Origin of the sequence: Bordetella genomosp. 2, assembly GCF_002261345.1 — a bacterium.
In the GTDB taxonomy this organism is placed as follows: Bacteria; Pseudomonadota; Gammaproteobacteria; order Burkholderiales; family Burkholderiaceae_B; genus Bordetella_A.
Window position 1 is genome coordinate 81,077 of the sequence record NZ_NEVT01000001.1, and the last position, 22,819, is coordinate 103,895.

Genomic DNA, 22,819 nt, shown 5'->3' on the forward strand with positions numbered 1-22,819 from the left:
TTATTGCTCGCGCGCCATCTTGATGAGCTGGTCGACTTCCTGCAGGGCGCCTTCGTAGCTGTTGCCGGCCAGCGCCGGCGAGGTCAGGTAGCGGCCGCCGACGCCGAACGCGGGCGTGCCGTCGATATGGTAGGCCTCGGCCAGCTGGTCGGCGCGCTGCACCTGCGTCTGGACGCTGAAGGAGTCGAACACGGCGTCGAACTTGGCGCGATCCACGCCTTGCTCGGCCGCCCAGTCGCCCATGGTCTTCTTGTCGAACAGGCGCTTGCGCTCGACGTGCATGGCGGCGAACACCTTGGGATGCAGGTCGGCGCGGTTCAGGGCCTGCAGCGTGTAGTACAGCTGCTGCAGCGGCTTCATGCTGGCATTGAAGGCGATCGGCACCTGCTTGAGCGCGACATCCGGCGGCGCCGTCTTGGCCCATTGCTCGACCATGGGCTGCATGGTGGCGCAATGCGGGCAGGTATAGGCGAAGAATTCCAGCACCTCGATCTTGCCCGGGGTGTCCGAGGGCAGCGCCGGGCTGACGGCGACGTACCGCTGGGCGCCCTGGGCATGCGCGGCCGGCGCGAAGAGCGTGGTGGCGGCCAGCGCGGCGGCGGCGGCCAGGCGGGTGATCATGGTGAACTGCATCGGGCGTGTTCCTGAGTAGAAGTTAGGGTTACAGACCGGCGGCGGCGCGCTTAAGTTCAATGTTGCGGGCCGCCGTCATTGGCGCACCACCGCCGATTCGATCTTGTTCTCGCCCAGGCGGCTGCGGGCGCGGTTCATGTCGTCCAGGCGGGCGAACGGGCCGACCCGCACGCGGTTCACCTGCATGCCGTTGACCTCGGCGCGCTGCACCGCCACCGGCAGCCCCAGCAGCAGGATGCGCGCCTTGAGCGCCTCGGCGTCTTCGAGCACGCGGTAGGCGCCGGCCTGCAGATAGTACTTGCCCGTGGCCGGCGCGGGCGCGCGGGCAGGCGGCGCGGCGGGGGCCGCCGGGGCCGCGGGCTGGGCGCCGCCCGGCGGCAGCGTGGCGATCAGGGCGCCGAGCTCGTCGGGCTGGCTCTTGGGCTGGGGCGGCGGCGCCGAAGGCTGCACCCCGGGCAGCGGCGCGGGCGCCGTGGCGGTTGGGCCGCTGGGCGGGGTGCCGGCGGCGCCGTCGCGCCCGTACAGGCCCAGGTTGGGATCGGGCGCCTGGCGCGGGTCGGGTTGCTGGGCGCTGTCGGGTTCGCGGGTGGCGCGGTCGACGAACGGCATCGGCGCCTTGGTGACGTAGAACGCCACGATGGCCGCGATGATCAGGCCGATCAGCAGGCCGGCCAGGGCGCCGTACATGGTGCTGCCGCGTTGTTTCGGTTGGCGGGACGATTTGCGTTTGGTGGCCATGTCGAAGCTTACATCCGTTGCGGGGCCGATACGCCCAGCAGCGCCAGCCCGTTGGCCAGCACCTGCCGCGTCGTAGCGGCCAGGCGCAGGCGGGCCAGTTTGAGGGGTTCGTCGTCGACCAGCACGCGTTCGGCGTTGTACCAGGCGTGGAAGTCGGAAGCGCAGTCGCGCAGCCAGAAGGCGACGTGGTGCGGCGACAGTTCCTGCGCGGCCAGCGCCACCACCTGCGGGAAGCCGGCCAGGCGCTGCATCAGCGCGAATTCGGAGGGCGCGGTCAGGAGCGCGGTGTCGGCCTGCGCGATGCGGGCAGCGTCGGCGCCCGAGTTGGCGATCATGGAGCAGATGCGGGCGTGGGCGTACTGGATGTAGTACACCGGGTTTTCATCGCTTTTCGACAGCGCCAGGTCGATGTCGAACACGAATTCCGTGTCGGCGCGGCGCTGGATCAGGAAATAGCGCACCGCGTCGCGGCCCACCCAGTCGATCAGGTCGCGCAGCGTGACGTAGCTGCCGGCGCGCTTGGAGATCTTGACCTCTTCGCCGCCGCGCATCACCTTGACCATCTTGTGCAGCACGTAGGCGGGGTAGTCCTTGGGGATGCCTTCTTCCAGCGCCTGCAGGCCGGCGCGCACGCGCGCCACCGTGCCGTGGTGGTCGCTGCCCTGGATGTTGATGGCCTGGCGGAAGCCGCGTTCCCACTTGGCCTTGTGGTAGGCCACGTCGGGCACGAAATAGGTATAGCCGCCTTCCCGCTTGCGCATCACGCGGTCTTTGTCGTCGCCGGTGCCGAGCTCGGTGGTGCGCAGCCACAGGGCGCCGTCCTGCTCGTAGGTGTGGCCCTTGGCGATGAGCGCCTGCACGGTCTGCTCGACCCGGCCGGAGGTGTACAGCGAGCTTTCGAGGTAGTAGTTGTCGAATGCCAGGCCGAAGGCCTGCAGGTCGAGGTCCTGTTCGCGCCGCAGGTAGGCCACCGCGAAGACCCGGATGTCGTCCAGGTTGTCGATGTCGCCGGTGGCCGTGACGGCCGCGCCGTCGGCCGCCTGCAAGGTCTTGCCGGCGATGAAGTCCTGGGCGATGTCGAGGATGTAGTCGCCCTTGTAGCCGTCGGCCGGGTAGTCGGGTGAATCGGGGCCGATCCCGCGGGCGCGCGCCTGCACGCTGATGGCCAGGTTGTGGATCTGGTTGCCGGCGTCGTTGTAGTAGAACTCGCGGGTGACGTCGCGGCCCGTGGCCTCGTACAGGCGGCAGATGGCATCGCCCAGGGCCGCCTGGCGGGCATGGCCCACGTGCAGCGGCCCGGTGGGATTGGCCGATACGAATTCGACCAGCACCTTCTCGCCGGTGGGCGCGGCGCGCCCGTAGGCTTCGCCCTGCTCGGCCACGGCCTGGATGACGGCCTGGCGGGCCGCCGCGGTGATGCGGAAATTGATGAAGCCGGGGCCGGCGATCTCGGCGCTTTCGATCAGCGTGCGGGCCGTGGTTTCGGCCATGAGGGCGTCGACGACGGCCTGGGCCAGTTCGCGCGGGTTGCGGCGCGCCGGCTTGGCCAGCTGCATGGCCACGTTGGTGGCCACGTCGCCGTGGGCGGCGACCTTGGGGCGCTCGAGCAGCACCTGGGCCTGGGCGTCGGGCAGGCAGCGCGCCACGGCGGCCTGGATCAGGGAAACGAGTTGTTGATGTTGCTCGGGGAGCATGGAGGAATCAGCAGAAGGTTCTGAGGACCGGCGGCGGCAGGCTGGCGGGGATCAGGCCGTCGAAAACCACGGTACTCACGGGAATATCCTAGATCATAGCGTGATTTGGCGTGATTTCCCCTGCGCGCGGGCGGCTTGCCGCCAGGTGCCCGGGGGCGGGCGCCATGCTGGTATCACGCAATTGGCGCGGACCGGCGCATTGCGGTAGTGTATGGAAGTGTCCATTGTGGGAGTCCGCAATATGCTCATCAAGTTTCATTCCAAGGTAGCCGCCGAAGTGCTGATGCTGTCGCAGAACGCCGCCCCGCTGTTGCGCGCGGCGGGCAAGTCGTTCGGCGACGAGGTCCCGGAACGCGGCGTGTTCACGCGCGACCAGCTCCAGGCGGCCATCGCCGGCATCGAGGGCGCCATCGCGGCGGACGAGCGCGCCCATGCGGGCGAGACCGACGAGGCCGACGACCCGGACAAGCCGCCCGTGCATCCCATGGCCCAGACCGTGGAGCTGCACCAGCGGGCCTTTCCCCTGCTCGACATGATGCGCCGCTCGCTGGCCGAAGGCGCCGACGTCACCTGGGAAGCTTCCAAGGGCTGGTAGGACCGCCGCCGGCGGCAATGTCGCAGGTCCGACAGTCTGCGGCGCCGCTTTCGCGGCATACTGCCGGCACCGCGTTTCCGCACATTTCCGGAGCCTTCCCATGCGCAGCGACGTCACTGTCATCTTCGATGCCCGCCGGACGGTCGATCTGTCCGTCGATGTCGACCCTTCCCCGCAAGCCGCGAAAACGGCGCGCGACTGGTTCGAGGCGGCCTGGGACACCCTCGGCTGCGAGCCCCTGCGCCCCAGCGGCAAGGTGCTGCTGCTGGACAAGATCATGGGCGTGGCCGACGCGCTCGGCTACGACACCCTGTCCACCGACGCCAAGGAAAGCCGCGAATTCGCCGAGCACGCCGCCCTGGCCCTGGACAAGCCGCGCATCATCGTCGACCTGCCGGGGCTGTCGGTGGGGTATTGAGGGCGGCGTATATGTGTCCCCAATAAAGGGGCGGCCCGGCGGCCGCCCTACCGTATGCCGGCGCGCATGAAAGACTGCACGAACTGGCGCTGGAACAGCAGGAACGCGACCAGCAGCGGCGCCGCCGACAGCAGCGTGGCGGCGGTGATGACCGACCAGTCGATCCCCTGGTCGGTCGCCGCGAATACCTGCAGCCCCACCGTCAGCGGGCGCGATTCCACCGAATTGGTGATGATCAGCGGCCACAGGAAGTTGTTCCAGTGGTGGCTGACCGAAACCAGGCCATACGCCACGTAAATGGGCTTGGCCAGGGGGACGTACACCTTCATCAGCACCTGCAGCGGGCCGGCGCCCTCGACGCGCGCGGCCTCTTCCAGTTCGCGCGGCACGGTCTTGAAGGTCTGCCTCAGCAGGAAGATGCCGAAGGCCGACGCGAAGTAAGGCAGGCCCACCGCGAACACCGTGTCGCGCACGCCCAGCAGGCTCATCGAGCGGTAGTTCTCGACCAGCAGCACATCCGGCATGATCATCAACTGCAGCAGCACCAGCATGAACACCAGGTCTCGGCCGCGGAACTCGAAGCGCGCGAAGGCATAGCCGGCCAGCGTGGACAGGACCAGCTGCGCCGCCAGTACCATGGTCACCAGCAGGAAGGTGTTGAGGAAATACCGCGGGAACGGCGCCGCGTGCCAGGCGCGGCTGAAGTTCTCGAGCGTCAGCGGCGCCAGCAGGTCGAAGCGGGTGGCGTACGCGGGCGGATGGAAAGCCGCCCACACCGCATAGGCCAGCGGCAGGATCCACAGCAGGCCCAGCAGCCAGGCGCCCAGGGTATCGAGCTTGCGCGTCATTGGTAGTGCGTCCTGCGGTCGAGCCAGCGGAACTTGATCAGCGCCGTGATGGCCAGTATCGCCAGCAGCACGACCGTCAGCGTGGCGGCGTAGGAGGTGTCCCAGAAGCTGAAGCCGACCTGGTAGATGTAGAACAGCAGCAGCGTGCTGGCGTTATCGGGCCCGCCGCGCGTCATCACCACCACGTGGTCGACCAGCCGGAAGGCGTTGATGAGCGCATTGACCAGCACGAACAGCGTGGTCGGCATCAGCAGCGGCCACAGCACCCGGCGGAAGTACTGCCAGCGCGACGCCCCTTCCAGCAGCGCGGCTTCCCGCAGCGACGGCGAGATGGTCTGCAGCGCCGCCAGGTAGAAGATCATGAAGAACCCGGCCTCTTTCCAGATGGTGACCGCCATCAGCGCCGGCAGGGCCGTATCGCGGCTGCCCAGCCAGTTGGGGCCGGGCAGGCCGAACCACTGCATGACCTGGGCGATCAGGCCGTACTGCGGCGTGTAGAAGAACAGCCAGATATTGGCCACCGCCACCATCGGCAGCACGGTGGGCGTGAAGTACGCCATGCGCAGGAAACCGCGCCCGGCCAGATTGCGGTTGACCCACAACGCCATCGCCAGCGCAATGGCGATCGACGTCGGAATGGTGCCCAGGGCGAACCACAGGTTGTTCCACAGCGATTGCCAGAACACCGGGTCGTCGCGCATCAGCAGGTAGTTCTCCAGCCCCACGAAGCGCGCCGGACGGTTGCCGCGCGGGGTGGAGAAGAAGCTGTGCCACAACGTGGCCAGCGCCGGGTAATGGGTGAACGCGGCCAGCAGCACCAGGGCCGGCAGCAGCAGCAGCCAGCCATACACCGCCTGCAGGGACCGGTTCATCGCCGCCCGTCCCTAGCGATACGCGCGCAGCACGCGGTCGGCTTCGCGCTGCGCGTCGGACAGCGCCTGCTGCGGGGTCTTGGCGCCGGTCAGCATGGCCTGCAAGGCGTCGTTCAGCGTCTTGGTCACGCGCTGGTTGTCGTGGGTGGAGAACTCGGCCACGCTGACTTCCAGCTGGTCGCGCGCGACGGTGGCGGCCGGCACTTCGGCGGCGTACTGCTTCATCTTGTCGGTCTGCCAGGCGGCCGGCGTGACCGCGACATAACCGGTGGCGATGCTCCAGTCGGCCGCGCGCTCGGGCGTGGTGGCCCATTGCGCGAACTTGAGCGCCGCGGCCTGCTGTTCGGGCGTGCCGCTCTTGAAGATGTAGAAGTTGCCGCCGCCGGTCGGGCTGCCGCCGCGCTTGGCCTTGGGCATCATGGCCACGCCGAACGGGAAATCGGCATTCTTGCGGATGTTGGTCAGGTTGCCGGTGGTGGTCCAGACGATGGCGGCCTTCTTCTCCAGGAAGTCCTTCGGCGTGGTGCCCCAGTCGATCGTGCCGCGCGGCATCACGCCGTGCTTGGCCGACAGGTCGTTCCAGAATTGCGCGGCCTCGACCACGGCCGGCTTGTCCAGGTAGACCTCGTTGCCTTCCTCGTTCATGAGGATGGCGTCGTTGGGCGTCGTCAATGCCTGGAACAGCCAATAGGCGAACGCGCCGCCCGACGGGATCTCGATGCCCCATTGCGTCACGTTGCCGGCCGCGTCCTTCTTGGTGAGCTTCTTGCCGAACTCGACCAGTTCGTCCCAGGTGGCCGGCGCCCGCTCGGGATCCAGGCCGGCCTGCTTGAACAGGTCCTTGTTGTAGTACATCACGATGGTCGAGCGCTGGAACGGCGCGCCCCAGACGTGGCCGCCGGTGCGGCTGTTCTGCATGAACGCGTCGTAGAAGCCGCCCAGCCATTGCTTGTCGGCATCGGAGGCGGCGAGCTGGTCGATCGGCACGATGGCGTCTTCGTCGATCAGCGTGAACATGTCGGTGGACAGCAGCACGGCGAGCTGCGGCGGGTTGCCGCCCTTGAGCGCGGTAAGCGCCTTGGCGATCGAATCCTGGTACGAGCCCGCATAGATAGGCTTGATGTCGATGCCGGGATTTTCCTTTTCGAAAGCGGCGACCATGTCGTCGACGATCTTGGTGATCGGGCCGCCGACCGCCACCGGGTAATAGAACTCGACTTCCACGGGCTTGGTCTGCGCGTACAGCGGCAGCGCGAGAAAGGCGCCGGTCAGGCCGGCCGCCAGGGCTTTGAGGGCGGTGCGTCGCATGATGGTTTTCCTAGAGGGGGCCGGCGCCGGGGCGTCCGGGGGTGGGGATGACCGCCGTGTCGGCGGCGAAGAAGTGCTGGTGGCCGGGCTGCCAGGACAGGCCCACGGCGTCGCCGGCCGCGGCGCGCAGGTGGCCCGCCACGCGCACGGCCACGCCGCTGTTGTCGCCGATGCGGCACACCACGATGGAGTCGGCGCCGAAGTATTCGACGCTTTCCACCACGGCGGGCCGGCCCGCGGCATCGATGCGTATGTGCTCGGGACGCACGCCGAGCCGCGCGGCGCCGGCCGGCGCGTGCTCCACCGGCGGCCCCTCGGTGCCGGCGATCAGCGTCGCATCGCCTTGCCGCGCCAGGTCGACGAGGTTCATGGGCGGCGTGCCGATGAAGCGCGCCGCGAACTCCGTGGCCGGCCGGGCGTACAGGCCGTCGGGCGTGTCGAGCTGCTCGATGCGGCCGTTGCGCAGCAGCACGACCTGGTCGGCCATGCTCATGGCTTCGGTCTGGTCGTGCGTGACGTACACCATGGTGATGCCCAGGGCCTGTTGCAGCGCGCGGATCTCGCGCCGCATCTCGTGGCGCAGCTGGGCGTCCAGGTTCGACAGCGGCTCGTCCATCAGGCACACCGGCGCTTCCGAAATGACCGCGCGGCCCAGCGCCACCCGCTGCTGCTGGCCGCCCGACAACTGCGAGGGCTTGCGGTCCAGCAACGGCGCCAGGCCCAGCAGGTCGGCCACGCGCTGCAGCCGCCGCGGGTGGTCGGCGGCGGGCTCCTTGCGCACCTTCAGCCCGAACAGGATGTTCTCGCGCACCGACAGGTGCGGGAACAGCGCGTACGACTGGAACACCATCGAGATGCGGCGCTGCGCCGGCGGCAGGTGAGTGACGTCGCGTTCGCCGATGCGGATGCGGCCCGAGGTGGGCGTGTCCAGCCCGGCGATCATGCGCAGCGTGGTGGACTTGCCGCAGCCCGACGGGCCCAGCAGCACTGTGAAGCTGCCGGCCGGCGCCGTGAAGCCGACATCGTCGATGGCCGCCGCGTCGCCGTACTGCTTGGTCAGGTGTTCCAGGATGAGCGTGGACATGTGCGGGTACGCAACCTATGGGGGGTCAGGCGCCGCCGGGGCGCCTGCGCCGGTCATGGATGGCCCTCATTCTGGCGGCAAATGAAATCCTTTTCATTCTGCAGTGCAAACATGACGCGGCCGTTTCAGCGGCGGCTTCACTCGTCGATCAGCGCGCCGCCTTCGTGGAAGGGATAAGGCCCCGGGTAACTACCTATATAAGCGTGGTGGGTCACCAGCGCGCCGTCGCGCCATTCGTGCAGGTGAAAGCCGGGCGGCTCCATCACGAAGGCCGACGGCCCGTCGGGCCGCAGGTCCAGGGCCACCTGGTGCGCCGGGCTGGGGCAGGTCGAGGCCACGGTGCCGCCGAAACGCCGGAAGATGGTGCGGTGCAAATGGCCGCACAGGATCCGTTCGACATTCGGGTGCGCCGCGACGATCTGCTCCAGCGCGTCCGCGCCTTCGAGCAGGCCGATGGCGTCCATGTGCGCGATGCCGGTGGCAAAAGGCGGATGGTGCATGGCGATTGCGGTCGGCCGCCCCGGCTGCTCGGCCAGGCGGCGGCGCAGCCAGTCCAGGCGCCGTTCGCACAGCGCGCCGTGGCTCTGCATCGGCACCACCGTGTCCAGCATCAGCAGCCGCACGGGATGGTCCTCGATGGCGTATTGCACGAAGTCCGCCATGTCGCCCAGATAGCGGTGCTGCGGGAATGCGGCGGCCAGTTCGTCGCGCGCATCGTGGTTGCCCGGCATGATGTAGTACGGCGCCCGCAGGCCGTCGAGCATGCGTTTCAGGTGCGCATACTCTTGCGGCCGGCCGAAGTCGGTCAGGTCGCCGCTGACGATCACCAGCGCGGGGGCCGGGTCCAGCCGGTTGAGCGCCTCGATGGCCGGCGGCAGGTAGCGGTCGGTCTCGACCACGCGATAGGCTTTCTGGCCCGGCATGCGGATGTGCAGGTCACTGATCTGTGCGAAGAGCATGATGAGGAATATCCGTGAACAAGAAGGGAACGCCGCGCTTCAGGCCGCGCCCGGCCCGGCGCTTGCCAGCGCGACGCTGACCGTTTCGCCGGCGGCATGGCTGCTGTGGGCGGGCGCGACCACCGGGAAGCGCTGGCCGTCGTCCAGGCCGATTTCGTAGCGCACCGAGCTTCCCAGGAAGAAGCGCGCCAGCACGCGCGCCGGCAGCGCGCCAGGGCGCGGCGCGGCCAGCCGGGCTTCGTGCGGCCGGAAGGCCAGGGCTTCGCCGCCCGCCACCAGTATGCCCCCGGACCACGCCGCGCGCACGCGGCACAGCGTGCCCAGGAACTCCGCCACGAAATCGCTGGCGGGCCGGCGGTAGAGTTCTTCCGCCGTGCCGACCTGTTCCAGGCGCCCGGCCGACATGACGGCGATGCGGTCGCCCAGCATCATGGCCTCGTCCTGGTCGTGCGTGACGATGACCGTGGTGACCCGCAACTGGCGCAGCATCTGCGCCAGCTCGACGCGCAAGTGCTCGCGCAGCTTGGCGTCCAGGGCGGTCAGCGGCTCATCCAGCAGCAGCACGCGCGGCTCGATGGCCAATGCGCGCGCCAGGGCGACGCGCTGGCGCTGGCCGCCGGACAACTGGTCGACGCGCCGGTCGGCGAAGCCGTCCAGCCGCACCAGCGCCAGCAGCTCGCGGGCGCGGCGGTCGCGCTCGGCGGCGCCGACGTCGCGTACGCGCAGACCGTAGGCCACGTTCTGCGCCACCGACATGTTGGGAAACAGCGCATAGCTCTGGAACACCACGCCCACGCCGCGCGCCTCGGGCGGCAGCGTCGAGACTTCATCGTCGCCGAAGCGGATCGACGCGCCGGCGTCGGCCAGTTCCAGGCCGCAGATCAGCCGCAGCAGCGTGGTCTTGCCGCAGCCCGAGGGCCCCAGCAGCGCCAGGGTCTCGCCGCCCTGCACGCGCAGGTCGATGGGTTGCAGGGCGCGGGTGCCGTCGGGCCAGGTCTTGGCGCAGCGGCTCAGGGTGATGGCAACGGGATCGGTCATGAGGAAATCCGGTTAATGCGCGCGGCCGGGACGGTCGCCGCGGGCGGCCAGCCACTGCAGGCCGACCAGCAGCGGCACCAGCATCAGCAGGAACACCAGCGTATAGGCCGAGGCGATCTCCAGCCGCATCGAGGCATAGCTGTCGGCCAGCCCGACCGGCAGGGTCTTGGTCAGGGGAGTGTGCAGCAGCCAGGTCAGGTTGAATTCGCCGATGGACAGGGTCAGCACGGTGAGCGCGCCGGTCACGATGCCGGGCGCGGCGTTCGGCACCACGATCTGCAGGAAGCGCTGCGCGCGCGAGGCGCCCAGTGTGGCGGCGGCCTCGTCCAGCGTGGCCAGGTCGGCGCCGCGCATGCTGGCGCGCGCGGCGCGCACCATGAACGGCAAGGTGAACAGCACGTGGCCGATCACGATGAACCAGATGCTGCCGCGCAGCCCGGATACGGTGCCCCAGGAGACGATCAGCGCCAGCGCCGAGGCCAGGCCCGGCACGGCCACCGGCAGGGTCAGCAATTCTTCGAGTGCGCGCGCCAGCCGGCCGCGGTGCAAGGTCAGCACCCAGGCCGCCGGCACCCCGACCAGCGTGCAGATCGCCAGCGTGAGCAGGGCCACGGCGAACGAGCGCCAGATCGTCTCGGCATAGAGCGACCACACTTCGGCCACCCAGCGCAGCGTCAGGCCGCTGGACAGGCCCACGAAGTAGTTCTTGGTCAGGCCGGCCAGCACGGACAGCACGACCGGGCCGATCAGGAAAGCCGCCACTGCCAGCGTGACGGCCAGGCCCAGGCGGGTATCGGTCTTGGAGGCGTTCATGTCTGGTGACTTTCTATCCCGCCGCGCCGAGGCGCGCGCCGGCCAGGCTGTGCGCCACGTACAGCACGGCCCAGGTCGCCAGGCCGAGGACGATCGACAGCGCCGCGGCCACCGGGATATTGGCGTAGTTGGTGAATTCGTTGTAGATGGTGATGGGCAGCACGTCGATCTGGGTAGCCAGGGTGAAGGCGGTGCCGAATGCGCCCATGCTGGTGGCGAAGCTCATGGCGCCGGCGCCGATCAGCGCCGGCGCGAGCGCGGGCAGCTCGATATCCACGAAGCGCCGCCAGGGGCTGGCGCCCAGCGTGCGCGCCGCTTCCAGCAGGCTGGCGTCGATCTGCTCGGCCGCCGCCGCGATCACGCCGATGCAGCGCGGCAACGAGAAGTACAAATAGCCCAGGAACAGCCCGCCCATGCCGTAGGCGAACACCAGCCGGTCGCCGGCCAGCCATTCGGTGAGCGTGCCGATGAGGCCCTGGCGCCCCGCCAGCAGGATGATGAGGAAGCCCACCACCACGCCGGGGAACGCCAGCGGGAACATCAACAGCGACATCAGCAGGCGGCGTCCGCGGAAATGGCGATGCCAGGCCAGGAAACGGCCTACCGGCAGCGCCGCCAGCAGGGTCGCCAGCGTCGCGGCCAGCGACAACGCCATCGTATTGAAGAGGCTGACCCAGTACTGCGAGCGGCTCAGCACCGTCAGGTAGGCCGACTGTCCATCCCTGCCTTGCGCGCCGACCAGCGCCAGCCCCGCCATCGGCAGCAGCCAGAAGGCCAGGAACAGCGTCGCCGCGGGCGCGGCGAACCAGATCCATCCGCGGCGCGCCATGTCAGCGCGCCCCGCGGGCGAAGGCGGGGCGGCGGCGCATCAGTTCACCTCTTGCGCATAGCGCTGCGCGAACGCGCGCTGGCCGGCCGCCATTTTCACGTAGTCCACCGTGCCGACGCGGGCATACTCGGACTCGGGCAGGAACTTCTGCTGCGCGTCGGCCGACATGGCCTCGGGCCGCACCGGGCGCAGGAAGGCGTTGGCCCAGATGGCCTGGCCCTGGTCCGACAGGGTGAAGTCCAGCACCTGCTTGCCGTTGTCGGCGTGCGGGGCATTGGCCACCAGGCTCATCACGTAGGGAACGGCAATGGTGCCTTCGGCGGGGATCACGAATTCGATATTGCCGCCATCCTTGTACTTGGCGCGGTAGGCGTTGAAGTCGTAGTCGATCAGGATGGGGATTTCACCCGACAGGACCCGCGCGTAGGCCGTCTGCTTCGGCACGATGGGACGGTTGGCGGACATTTTCTTGAACCAGTCCAGCGCCGGTCCGAAGTCCTCCAGCGTGCCGCCCATGGCGCGGTTGATCGCCACCGCGCCCACGTATCCCACGAAGGCGGAGGCGGGGTCCAGGTAGCCCACCATGCCGCGGTATTCCGGTTTGAGCAGGTCGGCCCACGAGCGCGGCACCGGCTTGCCGCCCAGCGCGTCGACGTTGACCATCAGGCCCAGCGCGCCCGAGTGGATGGCGAACCACTTGCCGTCCGGGTCTTTCATGCCGGCCGGAATCTTGTCCCAGTGCTGCGGCTTGTAGGCCTGCACCAGGCCATCCTGCGCGGCCTGGATGCCGAAGGTGACGCCGTAGTACACCACGTCGGCGACCGGGTTGTTCTTCTCGGCGGCGATCGAGGCCAGCGACTGGCCCGAGTTCTTGTTGTCGGCCGGCACCGTGATGCCGGTGGCCTGCTTGATGGCCTTGAGTTGCGTGCCCCAGTCGGCCCATTCGGGCGGACAGTTGTAGCAGATGGCGTTCTGCGCCTGGGCGGCCGTTGCGGCCAGGGCCAGGCCCAGCGCCGCGGCGCGCAGCGCCAGCGAGATGAGCGGTTTCATGATGAGCGTTTCCTTGTAGAGGGCACGGGGGAAATGAGGGCGGCCGCGGTGCCGCCGTCGATGATGCGATGCGGCAGCCGCACCGACGCCGGCGCATCGCCGCGCAGGCGGGCCAGCAGCAGCTCGCAGGCGGTCGCGCCGATCTGGCGGCTGGGCTGTTCCACGGTGCTCAGCGGCGGCACCATGAGGGCGCCGATGCCGATGCCGTCGAACCCGCAGACGGCCAGGTCGTCCGGCACGCGGACGCCCAGCCCGGCCATCTGGGCGATGACCGAGACGGCCAGCAGGTCGTTGGAACAGAACAATGCGGTAGGAGCGTCGGCGCGCGCCAGCATGGCGCGCAGCAATGGCGCGCTGGACTCGGTATGGGCCGGCATGGGCACGTGCTCCACGGGCTGCAGGCCCAGCGCCTGGGCGCAGGCGCGCGCGCCCTGCAGGCGCCGCCGCGCGCGGTCGGAGGCCGGCAGCGGGCCGCTGACGAAGGCGATGCGCCGGTGGCCCAGGGCCGCCAGGCGCGCCACCATTTCGTGGGCGGCCGCCTTGTTGTCGACCGAGACGAACGGATGCGCGCCGGACTCGTTGTACGCCAGGATGTGCGGCATGCCGGCCGCGTCCAGGGCGCGCAAGGTGGCGTTGCGCGCCGGGTTGCCCACCGTGAGGATGAGGCCGTCGATCTGGTGGTCGATCAGCGCCTGTACCGAGGCGGATTCGACTGATGGGTCATAGCCGGTGATGCCCATCATCACGCTGTAGCCGGCGGCGCGCGCATATTCCTCGGCGCCTTCGAAGCAGTCGGCGAAGACCGGGTTGGACAGGGTCGGAAGCAGCAGGCCGATGGTGCGCGTGCGGCCGGCGCGCAGGCTGCGGCCCACGCGATTGGGCCGGAAACCGCTGCGCTGGGCGACCGACTCGATGCGCGCCAGCGTCTCGGCGCGCAGCAGCCCGGGCTGGTTGAAGGCGCGCGACACGGTGGCCGGCGACACGCCGGCCTTGCGGGCGATCTCGAGTATCGACGGACGGTGCGGCGGCTTCGTGGTCATGACGGGTCACCCTTGAAAACGTTTTCATTCTAGGGGTAAAGCATGACACCCAGATTTCAGAAGATACGGTATCGTCATTTCATCGCCGCGCCAACCAGAACAGGTGTTGCGGTGCCGCAAGCAGGCGGCAATGCCATCGTCGTCATTGCGGTGCACTATATAAAGACGATGCTGCTACAGGGGAAAAGAAACAATGGCTGTTGAACTGAACCGCTTGAGCGCTACCCGCGCCGCGCAAATGCTGGCGCGTCGCGAGCTCAGCGCCGAACAACTGATGCGCGCGTGCTTTGCGCGCATCGAGCAGCGCGACGACGCCGTGCGGGCCTGGGTCGCGCTCGACAAGGCGCAGGCCCTGGCCCAGGCGCGCGAGCAGGACCGCGCCGCGGTGCGCGGCGTGCTGCACGGGCTGCCGTTCGGCGTGAAGGACATCTTCGCCACCTGCGACCTGCCGACCCGCTACGGTTCGGCCATCTACGAGCACCACCGGCCGCCCCTGGACGCGGCCGCCGTAGCCGTCTGTCGCGCCGCCGGCGCCATCGTCGCCGGCAAGACCGTGACCACCGAGTTCGCGTCGTACCAGCCGGGGCCCACCCGCAATCCGCGCAACCCGGCCTACACGCCGGGCGGTTCTTCCAGCGGCTCGGCCGCCGCCGTGGCCGACGACATGGTGCCGTTCGCGCTGGGCACCCAGACCGCCGGGTCCATCATCCGGCCCGCCGCCTATTGCGGCGTGGTGGGCTACAAACCCAGTTTCGGACGCATCGCCCGCGCTGGCATGAAAAGCCTGGCCGACTCGCTCGACACCGTGGGCGGCCTGGCGCGCACGGTCGACGACGTGGCGTTGTTCGCTTCGGTGCTGATGCGCGAGCCGCGCTTGCGCGAGCTGGACTACGACCACAAGCCGCGCATCGGCATGTACCGCACGCTCCAGTGGCGCCACACCGAGGCCGAGACGCGCGCCGCCTTCAGCGAAGCCGCCAGCGCGCTGTCGCGCGCCGGCGCCCAGGTGCGCGAACTGGAACTGCCGGCCGATCTCTGCGCCCTGGTGCAGGTGCATGCCGACATCATGAGCTTCGAGGCGGCCCAGGCCCTGGTTTTCGAGCACAGCCGCCATGCGGCCCAGCTGAGCGGCTCGCTGCGGGCGCTGCTGGAGGCCGGCGCGTCCATCGGCGCCGAGCAGCATGCCGCCAACCTGGAGCGTGCCGCGCAAGGCCGCGCGCGCGTGGCGCAATGGTTCGAACAGTACGACATCCTGCTGGCGCCCAGCGCCAGCGGCGAAGCGCCCTTCTTCGACCAGGGCACGGGCGACCCGCTATTCTGCCGGGTCTGGACCTTGTTCGGCCTGCCCTGCGTGCACCTGCCCTTCCATACCGGCCCGCAAGGCCTGCCGGTGGGCCTGCAAGCCGTGGGCCGCGCCGGTGACGACCACCGCACGCTGGCCATTGCGCGCTGGGTGTTGAACGTGCTGCGTCCGGACGGGCCCGGCTGAGTCCTCGCGCAGGCCCGGGCCGCGCGCGCCGCCCGGCGGCCGGCCCAAATAAAAAGGCCCGCCGGTAGGCGGGCCTGCGAGCCGGGGACGCGGATCACGCGGCCTGGGCGGTTTCGCTTTCGGACTGGACATTGGCGCCGTTGGCCAGGTGCCGGTTCACGGCGCTGAGCACGGCCCGGAACGAGGCGGTGACGATGTCGCTGTCGATACCCACGCCGAAGCCCGTGGCGGAATCGCCGACGCGCAATTCGACATAGCTGGCGGCGCGCGTGTCGGTGCCGGTGCCGATGGCGTGTTCGTGGTAGTCCATGATGCGCACGGGCACGTCCAGCGCCGCCACGAAGGCCGAGATGGCGCCGTCGCCGGTGCCCGTCACCACGCGGCGCTCGCCGTTGTAGTCGAGCTCGACCTGGATGCTGAACTGTTTGCCCTGCCCGGCGCTCGGGTCGCCGTCGATGCGGTGGCGCACCAGTTTCCAGGGCGTGTGCTGCTCCAGGTATTCACGATTGAAAATGGTGTGCACGTCGTCCGCCGTGACTTCGCGCCCGGTTTCGTCGGTGACGCGCTGGATGGCGCGGCTGAATTCGATCTGCAGGCGGCGCGGCAGCACCAGGCCGTGTTCCTGTTCGAGCAGGTACGACACCCCGCCCTTGCCCGATTGGCTGTTGACGCGGATGACCGCATCGTAGCTGCGGCCCAGGTCGGCCGGGTCGATCGGCAGGTACGGCACTTCCCATACGGCGTCGGGCTTCTGCTGCGCAAAGCCCTTCTTGATGGCGTCCTGGTGCGAGCCCGAGAACGCGGTGAACACCAGGTCGCCGGCATACGGGTGGCGCGGATGCACCGGCAACTGGTTGCAGTACTCGGCGCAGCGGCGCACTTCGTCGATGTCGGAGAAATCCAGGCCCGGGTGCACGCCTTGCGTGTACAAGTTCAGCGCCAGCGTCACCAGGTCGACGTTGCCGGTGCGCTCGCCGCTGCCGAACAGGCAGCCTTCGATGCGGTCGGCGCCCGCCATGACGGCGAATTCGGCGGCCGCCACGGCGGTGCCGCGGTCATTGTGCGGGTGCACGCTCAGCACGATGCTGTCGCGGCGCGCCAGGTTCTTGTGCATCCATTCGATCTGGTCGGCGTACAGGTTGGGGGTGGTGGCCTCGATGGTGGCCGGCAGGTTCAGCACCATCTTCTTCTGCGGCGTGGGCTGCCACACGTCGGCCACGGCGTTGGAGACTTCCAGGGCGAACTCGGGCTCGGTGGTGCTGAAGACTTCGGGCGAGTATTCATAGCGCCAGTCGGTCTCGGGATGCCGGGCCATGTATTGCTTGACCCACTGCGTGCCCGTGACCGCGATCTGCTTGATCTCGTCCTTGCTCATGTTGAAGACGACCTTGCGGAACGCCGGCGCACACGCGTTGTACAGGTGCACCATGGCCTGCCGGGCGCCGGCCGCGGCTTCGACGGTGCGGCTGATCAGGTCCTCGCGCGATTGGGTCAGCACGATGATGGTGACGTCGTCGGGAATGCGCTTCTCGTCCACCAGCTTGCGCACGAAGTCGAAATCCGTCTGCGACGCGGAGGGGAAGCCGACCTCGATTTCCTTGAAACCGATCTTGACCAACTGCTCGAAGAAACGCAGCTTGCGCTCGACGCTCATCGGCTCGATCAGCGACTGGTTGCCGTCGCGCAGGTCGGTGCTCATCCAGATGGGCGGCTGCGTAATGCGGCGGCTCGGCCAGGTGCGTTCGGAAAAGTCGCGGGCGAACGGCGCGAACGGTACGTATTTGGTGGCGGGGTTGGCAAGCATCAGTACACCTCGATCAATATTCCCGGCGGGTGGCGGGAGGAATTCCGGTTTTGGTTCCGGTGAGCCCTGTTCGCAGGCCGGGATAATGGTCCGGGGCCGTCAGCGGGCCATGGATGGGCCGGCTGGGGTCAAGCGATGAACAGGGAACAGGCTTGTGGCGAGCGTGGCTGCCGAGCTACCACAGGGCGCTAGGCCCGGCAACCGATCGGTAGGTATAGCGATAGCGCGATGAGGGAGAGGGACGCGCGCAGGCCGGCGCCCGGCGCGCTGAGGCGTCCGGAGGCAATCGCGAGGGGGAATCGGATATCGGCCATAAGACGTAAGTCAAACACATTTTGGCCCCAAGCGCAACGGCCAGGGCCAAAGAGGCGCCCGGCGCCTTACAAATTGGGCTCGATGCGCGTCCCGGCCGGACGGACATCGGGGCGGATGTCGGGCTGGGCCGCGCCGGCGGGCGGCATGGCGGGCCGGGTGGGGGCGGCTTCCGGGGCGCGCTGGGCGGGCGGGTGGCCGTCCAGGATGTCGCCCTGCTGCCGCACCAGCTCCATCTTGCCGATGCGGCTGTGGCGCAATTCGGCCAGCGCCAGGCGCAGGTCGCCCAGGGTGAAGGGTTCGTCGCGGCTGCCCCAGACCCAGCGCAGCACTGCCGTGACGTCGTCCGACAATTGCGAGCGCAGTTGCGCCAGTTCGGACGGCGGCACCGGCCGGGCGCGGGTGGACGCCACGTCGGAAGTCACCCAGGCGCGCACGATGAAGAATACGATGAGGGTCCAGATGACCACCACGCCCCACCAGACATAGGGGTTGATGCGCGCCAGGAAGTCGCTGGTCTGCTGGCCCAGGGCCTGCAGGCTGTCGAATGACAGGCCGCGCCCGAAGTCGAGCAGCCAGGATGCGACCAGCAGCCAGATGATGGCGGCGACGATCAGAACCACCGCCCGGATCAGCAGGCGAGGCAGCGCCAGTTTCAGCAGCGTCTGGCCGATCAGACGGCAATCTTGGCGGACACGTTCGGGCGAGGCGGGATTCATCATGCAAAATATTGTACCTATGACCAGGCCCGCGTTAGAACTTCGAACCGGTCAACATCTCGCGTTGACCCCCCAACTGCAGCAATCGATCCGGTTGCTGCAGCTTTCCACGCTGGACCTGCAGGCGGAAATCGACCAGGCCCTGGCCGACAATCCCATGCTCGAGCGCAGCGAGGAGCGCGCCGACACGGACGCCCACCCCGAACGCGAAACCACGCTGGACGACGAGCCCGCGCGCGAGGCCGAGACGCGCGCCGACGAAATGCCTGGCGCCGGCGGCGTCTATCCCGACGACCGCGCCGATGGCCCGGATACGGCGCGCAGCGAGACGCTGCGCGAGCACCTGCTGGCCCAGCTGGGGCTGACCCGGGCCGGGCGGCGCGACGCCGCGCTGGTCGGGTTGCTGATCGACGAGCTCGACGAAAACGGCTACCTGGGTTCGCCGCTGGAGGAGATCCTGCAGTGGCTGCCGCCCGAGGCCGAGGCCGACCTGGACGAGCTGCGCGCCGCCCTGACCCTGCTGCAATCGTTCGATCCGCCGGGCATCGGCGCGCGCGACATGGCGGAGTGCCTGGTGTTGCAATTGCGCAACCCCGACTTGTCGCGCCTGCGCGAAGCGGCCGATCCGGCCGTGCTGGCCTGTGCGCGGCGGCTGTGCGCCGACCACCTGCCGCTGCTGGCGGCCGGCAACCTGGCGCGGCTGCGCGAGGCCCTGCGCTGCGACGAGGCAACCGCGCGGGCCGCCCACGCCCTGATCCGCCGCCTGGACCCCCGCCCGGGCCGGGCCTGGACGGTGCCGGCCGCCGACTACGCCGTGCCGGACGTCATTGTGCGCAAGACGCGGCAGGGCTGGCAGGCGGTACTGAACGGCGCGGCCGTGCCGCGCCTGCAGGTCAACGGGCTGTACGCGCAACTGCTGGGCAACCAGCGCGAGTCCAGCCACGCCGGGCTGCACGCGCAGCTGCAGCAGGCGCGCTGGATGATCCGCAACGTCGAGCAGCGGTTCGACACCATCCTGCGCGTGGCGCAGGTCATCGTGGCGCGCCAGTCGGCCTTTTTCAGCGAAGGGCCGGGGGCCATGCGGCCGCTTATCCTGAAAGACGTGGCCGGCGAGCTGGGCCTGCACGAATCGACCATCTCGCGCGCGACCACCCAGAAGTACATGCTGACGCCGTTCGGCACCCTGGAACTCAAGCGCTTCTTCGGCACCGGCGTGGCCACCGACGCCGGCGAGGTGGCGTCAGCCACGGCGGTGCAGGCTTTCATCCGCCAGCTTGTGGCCGACGAGGATCGCCGCAAGCCGCTGTCGGACAACCAGATCACGCAGCGGCTGGCCGACCGGGGCATCGTGATCGCGCGCCGTACGGTGGCGAAGTACCGCGAAGCTCTGCGGATCGCGCCCGCCAGCCTGCGCAAGGCGCACGCGGCGCGCTGAGCCGGCGCGGTAATTTGTCCCTGATTTTCAAGCAGTTAGGTTGCTGGAAGGGCTGGTGCGCCCGCTTGCATTTATGAGAATAACTCACGATAATTATTCTCATGTACATTTGCGTATGTAATGCCGTCACCGAACGCCAGGTCCGCGCCTCCGTGGACGCCGGCGCTACGACGCTTTCCGACCTGCAGTTCGAGCTGGGCGTGGCCACGTGCTGCGGCTGCTGCGCTGCCACGGCCGAGGAATACCTGCCGGGCGGGCGCTGTTCCAGCGTTTGCAACGTTCAATCGGTGGCCATGGCGGTCAACCCGGGCGCAACCGTGGTCGAGGCCGACGCGCCCGCCGCCAACAGCTTTCCCATTCCCCTGGTCGCCGCGGCCTGAGCCCGCGGGTCATGCGGCGCGCGCTCAGCGCGCCGGTCCTACTTCCCTGCCACAGAATTCTTCCACCGTGCGGGCCAATTCGCGCGCCGCGGCCGAGGCCGTGCTGCCCGCGTAGAGCGCCAGCTCGGTCGGGGCGGCGCGCGGCAACAGGCTGTCCAGCACGCGGTGGGCCGCCGTGATGCAGCGGCGTTCCAGCAGAGCGATGCCGATGCCGCCCGCCAGCGCGGCCTGCAGGCCGGCCAGGTTGGGGCTTTCGTACGCCACGCGCCAGCGCCGCCCGGCGCTTTCAAGGGCGTGGATGGCGCGATTGCGGTACAGGCAGCCCTGCGGGAACAGCACCAGGGGAATCGGGTCCGCCGCTTCGGGCTCGGCATCGTGCGGCCCGATCCAGTGCAGGTGTTCGGGCCAGGCCGCCATGCTGGGGCCGGCGCCGGGCTCGCGCTTGAGCAAGGCCACGTCCAGCTCGCCCCGCGCCAGGGCTCGCGCCAGGGCGGCGCTGAGGTCGCAGCGCACCGACAGGCGCACCTCCGGGTGGCTACGGGCGAAGCTGGCGACCACCTCGGTCAGCCGGTCGACCGCGAACTCGTCCGGGATGCCCAGCCGCACCACCTCGATGCGCTGCCGGCCGCTGACGGTTTCGCGAATTTCCGAGGACAGCGCCAGCATGCGGCGCGCATAGCCCAGCAGGCGCTCGCCGTCTTCGGTGAGCTGCACCCGGCGGCCCTCGCGCACGAACAGGGCGCAGCCGAGGGCGTCCTCAAGCTTGCGGATCTGCTGGCTGACGGTGGACTGCGTGCGGTGCACGCGCTCGCCGGCGCGGGTGAAGCCTCCGGCGTCCACGACCGAGACAAAGCTGTGCAACAGGTCCAGATCCATACATCCGTCCTTTCCATTTGATTTTCAAATACTTTTGATCCGAATAAAGAATTTGTCAATGGATAGGCCGCCGCGCAGAATGTCCTGGAAGGCCGGACGGACCGGCCATTTGCACGCGAAATGGGAATGCATCGATGAAAACGTGTACGGCCAGTGCGGGCGATCCGGCGGCATGGAGCGGGCCGGCGCCTGTTTCCGTCCTGGCAACCTGGGGGCCCATCGCGGTGTTCTGCCTGCTATGGAGCTCGGCATTTGCGGCGGCCAAGATCGCCGTGCAGGACTGTCCCCCGCTCACCCTGCTGGCCGTGCGTTTCCTGGTGGCCGGCATCATCATGCTGGCCGTGGCGCGCGCCGCCGGCCAGTGGCGCATGCCGGGTTGGCGCGAGCTGGCGGGCCTGGTCGTGCTGGGCGCGCTCAACAACGCGCTTTACCTGGGGTTGAGCTGGTCGGGCATGACCACGGTGTCGTCGGCCTTCACCGCCGTGCTGATCAGCACCAACCCGCTATTGATCGGCGTGCTGGCCGGCCCGGTGCTGGGCGAACGGCTGACCGGCCGGCGCCTGGCCGGCCTGTGCCTGGGGCTGGCCGGCGTCGCCATCGTGCTGCGTTCGCGCCTGTCGGGCGGCATGCCCGAGGACGCGCATGGCACCTGGCTGGTGGCGGGGGCCCTGCTGGCGCTGGTGGCCGGCACCCTGCTGTACAAGCGCCTGCGTCCGGCCAGCGGGCTGTGGATGTCCACCGGCGTGCAGGCCGTTGCCGGCGCGGTAGTGCTGCTGCCGTTCGCGCTGTGGCAGGAAAGCCTGGCCGACGCGCGGCTGACGGCCAGCCTGCTGGGCAGCATGGCCTACATGGTGGTCGCCGTGTCCATCGGCGGCTATTACCTGTGGTTCCTCATCCTGGGGCGGGCCAGCGCTACCTCGGCCAGCGCCCTGCACTTCCTGATGCCGCCGCTCGGGCTGCTGTTCGGCTGGGCGCTGCTGGGCGAGGCCGTGTCCTGGCAGGACCTGCTGGGCATTGTGCCGATCGCGCTGGGGATCTGGCTGGCGACGCGCGGATCGTAATGCTGCGTTGCAGTTCGCCAACGGTGGCGATGGTTGCGGGCCGACGCGGAATTGCGCCAGGCGCGGCCGCCATGGCGGTCGTCACGTGCCATGGCGCGGCGGTTTTTGGGCCGCGCATCGGCCGGCGGGCCTTGCGGCGCGTACCGCCGCATGCGGCCAATCCAACACGCAAACTCATTCTCATTTGATTGTCGCTTTGCGATCATGCTCGCAAAGCCATTCATCAAATGTGCCGCCGCTCTAGCCGCGGCCCCCGGGCCGGTGTTAGCCTGCGATCGTTGCATGCGCCATATCGCGTGCGCATATTCGCGCGCGCCGCGCACCGGATCGCAAGGAGTTCATCATGAAAGGCGACAAAACCGTCATCCAGTTCCTGAACAAACAACTGACCAACGAACTGACGGCCATCAACCAGTATTTCCTGCATGCCCGCATCCTGGGGCATTGGGGCCTGAAGAAACTGGGCAAGCACGAGTACGAGGAATCGATCGGCGAGATGAAGCATGCCGATCGCCTGATCGAACGCATCCTGATGCTCGACGGCCTGCCCAACCTGCAGGACCTGCACAAGCTGCTCATCGGCGAAGACGTGCCGGAGATCCTCGCCTGTGACCTGAAACTCGAACAGGGCGCGCAGGCCACCGTGAAAGAGGCCATCGCGCACTGCGAGTCGGTGCGCGACTACGTCTCGCGCGACCTGTTCCAGGACATCCTGGACGACACCGAAGAACACATCGACTACCTCGAGACCCAGATCGAGCTGATCGACAAGGTCGGCCTGCAGAATTACCTGCAAAGCCAGATGGAAGTCGAAAGCTGAACCC

23 protein-coding genes are annotated in these 22,819 nt (G+C 68.8%); 7 read left to right on the forward strand and 16 right to left on the reverse strand.

Annotated elements, in window-relative coordinates:
* The 3 genes from CAL24_RS00370 to argS all read right to left on the reverse strand — a co-directional run bounded on the left by CAL24_RS00370 (window position 1) and on the right by argS (window position 3,065).
* Window positions 1-633, reverse strand: a complete 633-nt coding sequence (locus CAL24_RS00370) for a thiol:disulfide interchange protein DsbA/DsbL (protein ID WP_094805451.1) — start codon at window positions 631-633, stop codon at window positions 1-3.
* A 75-nt stretch (window positions 634-708) separates the two neighbouring features.
* A complete protein-coding gene (locus tag CAL24_RS00375; RefSeq protein ID WP_028353805.1) occupies window positions 709-1,371 on the reverse strand; it encodes an SPOR domain-containing protein in 663 nt (220 codons plus the stop codon).
* An 8-nt stretch (window positions 1,372-1,379) separates the two neighbouring features.
* A complete protein-coding gene (argS, locus tag CAL24_RS00380) occupies window positions 1,380-3,065 on the reverse strand; it encodes an arginine--tRNA ligase (RefSeq protein WP_094805452.1) in 1,686 nt (561 codons plus the stop codon).
* Window positions 3,066-3,306: 241 nt separating this feature from the next.
* On the opposite strand from argS, the gene CAL24_RS00385 reads away from it, so the two are divergent.
* Window positions 3,307-3,660: a DUF1840 domain-containing protein gene (locus CAL24_RS00385; RefSeq protein WP_028353803.1), complete on the forward strand. Its 354-nt coding sequence runs from the start codon at window positions 3,307-3,309 to the stop codon at window positions 3,658-3,660.
* Between the two features lie 100 nt (window positions 3,661-3,760).
* Window positions 3,761-4,078, forward strand: coding sequence for a hypothetical protein (locus tag CAL24_RS00390; protein ID WP_028353802.1), 318 nt, complete (start codon window positions 3,761-3,763; stop codon window positions 4,076-4,078).
* A gap of 47 nt (window positions 4,079-4,125) precedes the next feature.
* Here CAL24_RS00390 and CAL24_RS00395 read toward each other — a convergent pair whose 3' ends face one another.
* The 10 genes from CAL24_RS00395 to CAL24_RS00440 form a co-directional block, all read right to left on the reverse strand.
* Window positions 4,126-4,926 carry a carbohydrate ABC transporter permease gene (locus CAL24_RS00395; protein ID WP_028353801.1) on the reverse strand — a complete coding sequence of 267 codons (801 nt, stop codon included), beginning with the start codon at window positions 4,924-4,926 and terminating at the stop codon, window positions 4,126-4,128.
* Entirely contained in the window at window positions 4,923-5,798 is an 876-nt protein-coding gene (locus CAL24_RS00400; protein ID WP_028353800.1) for a carbohydrate ABC transporter permease, read from the reverse strand. Before CAL24_RS00400 ends, CAL24_RS00395 begins: the two co-directional genes overlap by 4 nt.
* 12 nt (window positions 5,799-5,810) lie before the next feature.
* The gene (locus CAL24_RS00405; RefSeq protein ID WP_094805453.1) at window positions 5,811-7,106 is read right to left on the reverse strand and encodes an ABC transporter substrate-binding protein; all 1,296 of its coding nucleotides are present in this window, start codon (window positions 7,104-7,106) and stop codon (window positions 5,811-5,813) included.
* A gap of 10 nt (window positions 7,107-7,116) precedes the next feature.
* A complete protein-coding gene (locus CAL24_RS00410) occupies window positions 7,117-8,190 on the reverse strand; it encodes an ABC transporter ATP-binding protein (RefSeq protein WP_028353798.1) in 1,074 nt (357 codons plus the stop codon).
* A 137-nt stretch (window positions 8,191-8,327) separates the two neighbouring features.
* Window positions 8,328-9,149 carry a phosphodiesterase gene (locus CAL24_RS00415; protein ID WP_028353797.1) on the reverse strand — a complete coding sequence of 274 codons (822 nt, stop codon included), beginning with the start codon at window positions 9,147-9,149 and terminating at the stop codon, window positions 8,328-8,330.
* A gap of 39 nt (window positions 9,150-9,188) precedes the next feature.
* Entirely contained in the window at window positions 9,189-10,187 is a 999-nt protein-coding gene (locus CAL24_RS00420; RefSeq protein ID WP_094805454.1) for an ABC transporter ATP-binding protein, read from the reverse strand.
* 12 nt (window positions 10,188-10,199) lie between these two features.
* Window positions 10,200-11,000 (reverse strand): ABC transporter permease, encoded by an 801-nt coding sequence (locus CAL24_RS00425; RefSeq protein WP_028353795.1) that lies wholly within the window; start codon window positions 10,998-11,000, stop codon window positions 10,200-10,202.
* A 13-nt stretch (window positions 11,001-11,013) separates the two neighbouring features.
* Window positions 11,014-11,829, reverse strand: a complete 816-nt coding sequence (locus tag CAL24_RS00430; protein ID WP_028353794.1) for an ABC transporter permease — start codon at window positions 11,827-11,829, stop codon at window positions 11,014-11,016.
* Window positions 11,830-11,868: 39 nt separating this feature from the next.
* Complete coding sequence (locus CAL24_RS00435; protein ID WP_028353793.1) at window positions 11,869-12,879, reverse strand: ABC transporter substrate-binding protein; 1,011 nt, start codon at window positions 12,877-12,879, stop codon at window positions 11,869-11,871.
* Entirely contained in the window at window positions 12,876-13,919 is a 1,044-nt protein-coding gene (locus tag CAL24_RS00440) for a LacI family DNA-binding transcriptional regulator (RefSeq protein WP_094805455.1), read from the reverse strand. The genes CAL24_RS00435 and CAL24_RS00440 overlap by 4 nt, the downstream gene beginning before the upstream one ends.
* A 193-nt stretch (window positions 13,920-14,112) precedes the next feature.
* On the opposite strand from CAL24_RS00440, the gene CAL24_RS00445 reads away from it, so the two are divergent.
* A complete protein-coding gene (locus CAL24_RS00445; RefSeq protein ID WP_094805456.1) occupies window positions 14,113-15,408 on the forward strand; it encodes an amidase in 1,296 nt (431 codons plus the stop codon).
* A gap of 94 nt (window positions 15,409-15,502) precedes the next feature.
* Here the strand turns inward: CAL24_RS00445 and leuA are convergent, their stop codons facing one another.
* Together leuA and CAL24_RS00455 are read right to left on the reverse strand one after the other, a co-directional pair.
* The gene (leuA, locus tag CAL24_RS00450) at window positions 15,503-17,215 is read right to left on the reverse strand and encodes a 2-isopropylmalate synthase (protein WP_028353790.1); all 1,713 of its coding nucleotides are present in this window, start codon (window positions 17,213-17,215) and stop codon (window positions 15,503-15,505) included.
* A 377-nt stretch (window positions 17,216-17,592) separates the two neighbouring features.
* Window positions 17,593-18,246: a hypothetical protein gene (locus CAL24_RS00455; RefSeq protein WP_028353789.1), complete on the reverse strand. Its 654-nt coding sequence runs from the start codon at window positions 18,244-18,246 to the stop codon at window positions 17,593-17,595.
* Between CAL24_RS00455 and rpoN the strand changes: the two genes are divergently transcribed.
* The gene (gene rpoN, locus CAL24_RS00460) at window positions 18,245-19,678 is read left to right on the forward strand and encodes an RNA polymerase factor sigma-54 (RefSeq protein ID WP_094805457.1); all 1,434 of its coding nucleotides are present in this window, start codon (window positions 18,245-18,247) and stop codon (window positions 19,676-19,678) included. The genes CAL24_RS00455 and rpoN overlap by 2 nt on opposite strands.
* A gap of 101 nt (window positions 19,679-19,779) precedes the next feature.
* Window positions 19,780-20,058 carry a (2Fe-2S)-binding protein gene (locus CAL24_RS00465; RefSeq protein ID WP_028353787.1) on the forward strand — a complete coding sequence of 93 codons (279 nt, stop codon included), beginning with the start codon at window positions 19,780-19,782 and terminating at the stop codon, window positions 20,056-20,058.
* A gap of 24 nt (window positions 20,059-20,082) precedes the next feature.
* Here the strand turns inward: CAL24_RS00465 and CAL24_RS00470 are convergent, their stop codons facing one another.
* On the reverse strand, window positions 20,083-20,934 hold the full coding sequence (locus CAL24_RS00470) for a LysR substrate-binding domain-containing protein (RefSeq protein ID WP_028353786.1): 852 nt from the start codon (window positions 20,932-20,934) through the stop codon (window positions 20,083-20,085).
* Window positions 20,935-21,068: 134 nt separating this feature from the next.
* On the opposite strand from CAL24_RS00470, the gene CAL24_RS00475 reads away from it, so the two are divergent.
* Both CAL24_RS00475 and bfr read left to right on the forward strand, forming a co-directional pair.
* Entirely contained in the window at window positions 21,069-21,995 is a 927-nt protein-coding gene (locus CAL24_RS00475; RefSeq protein WP_028353785.1) for a DMT family transporter, read from the forward strand.
* 343 nt (window positions 21,996-22,338) lie between these two features.
* Window positions 22,339-22,815: a bacterioferritin gene (bfr, locus tag CAL24_RS00480; protein WP_028353784.1), complete on the forward strand. Its 477-nt coding sequence runs from the start codon at window positions 22,339-22,341 to the stop codon at window positions 22,813-22,815.
* Window positions 22,816-22,819 lie beyond the last annotated feature (4 nt).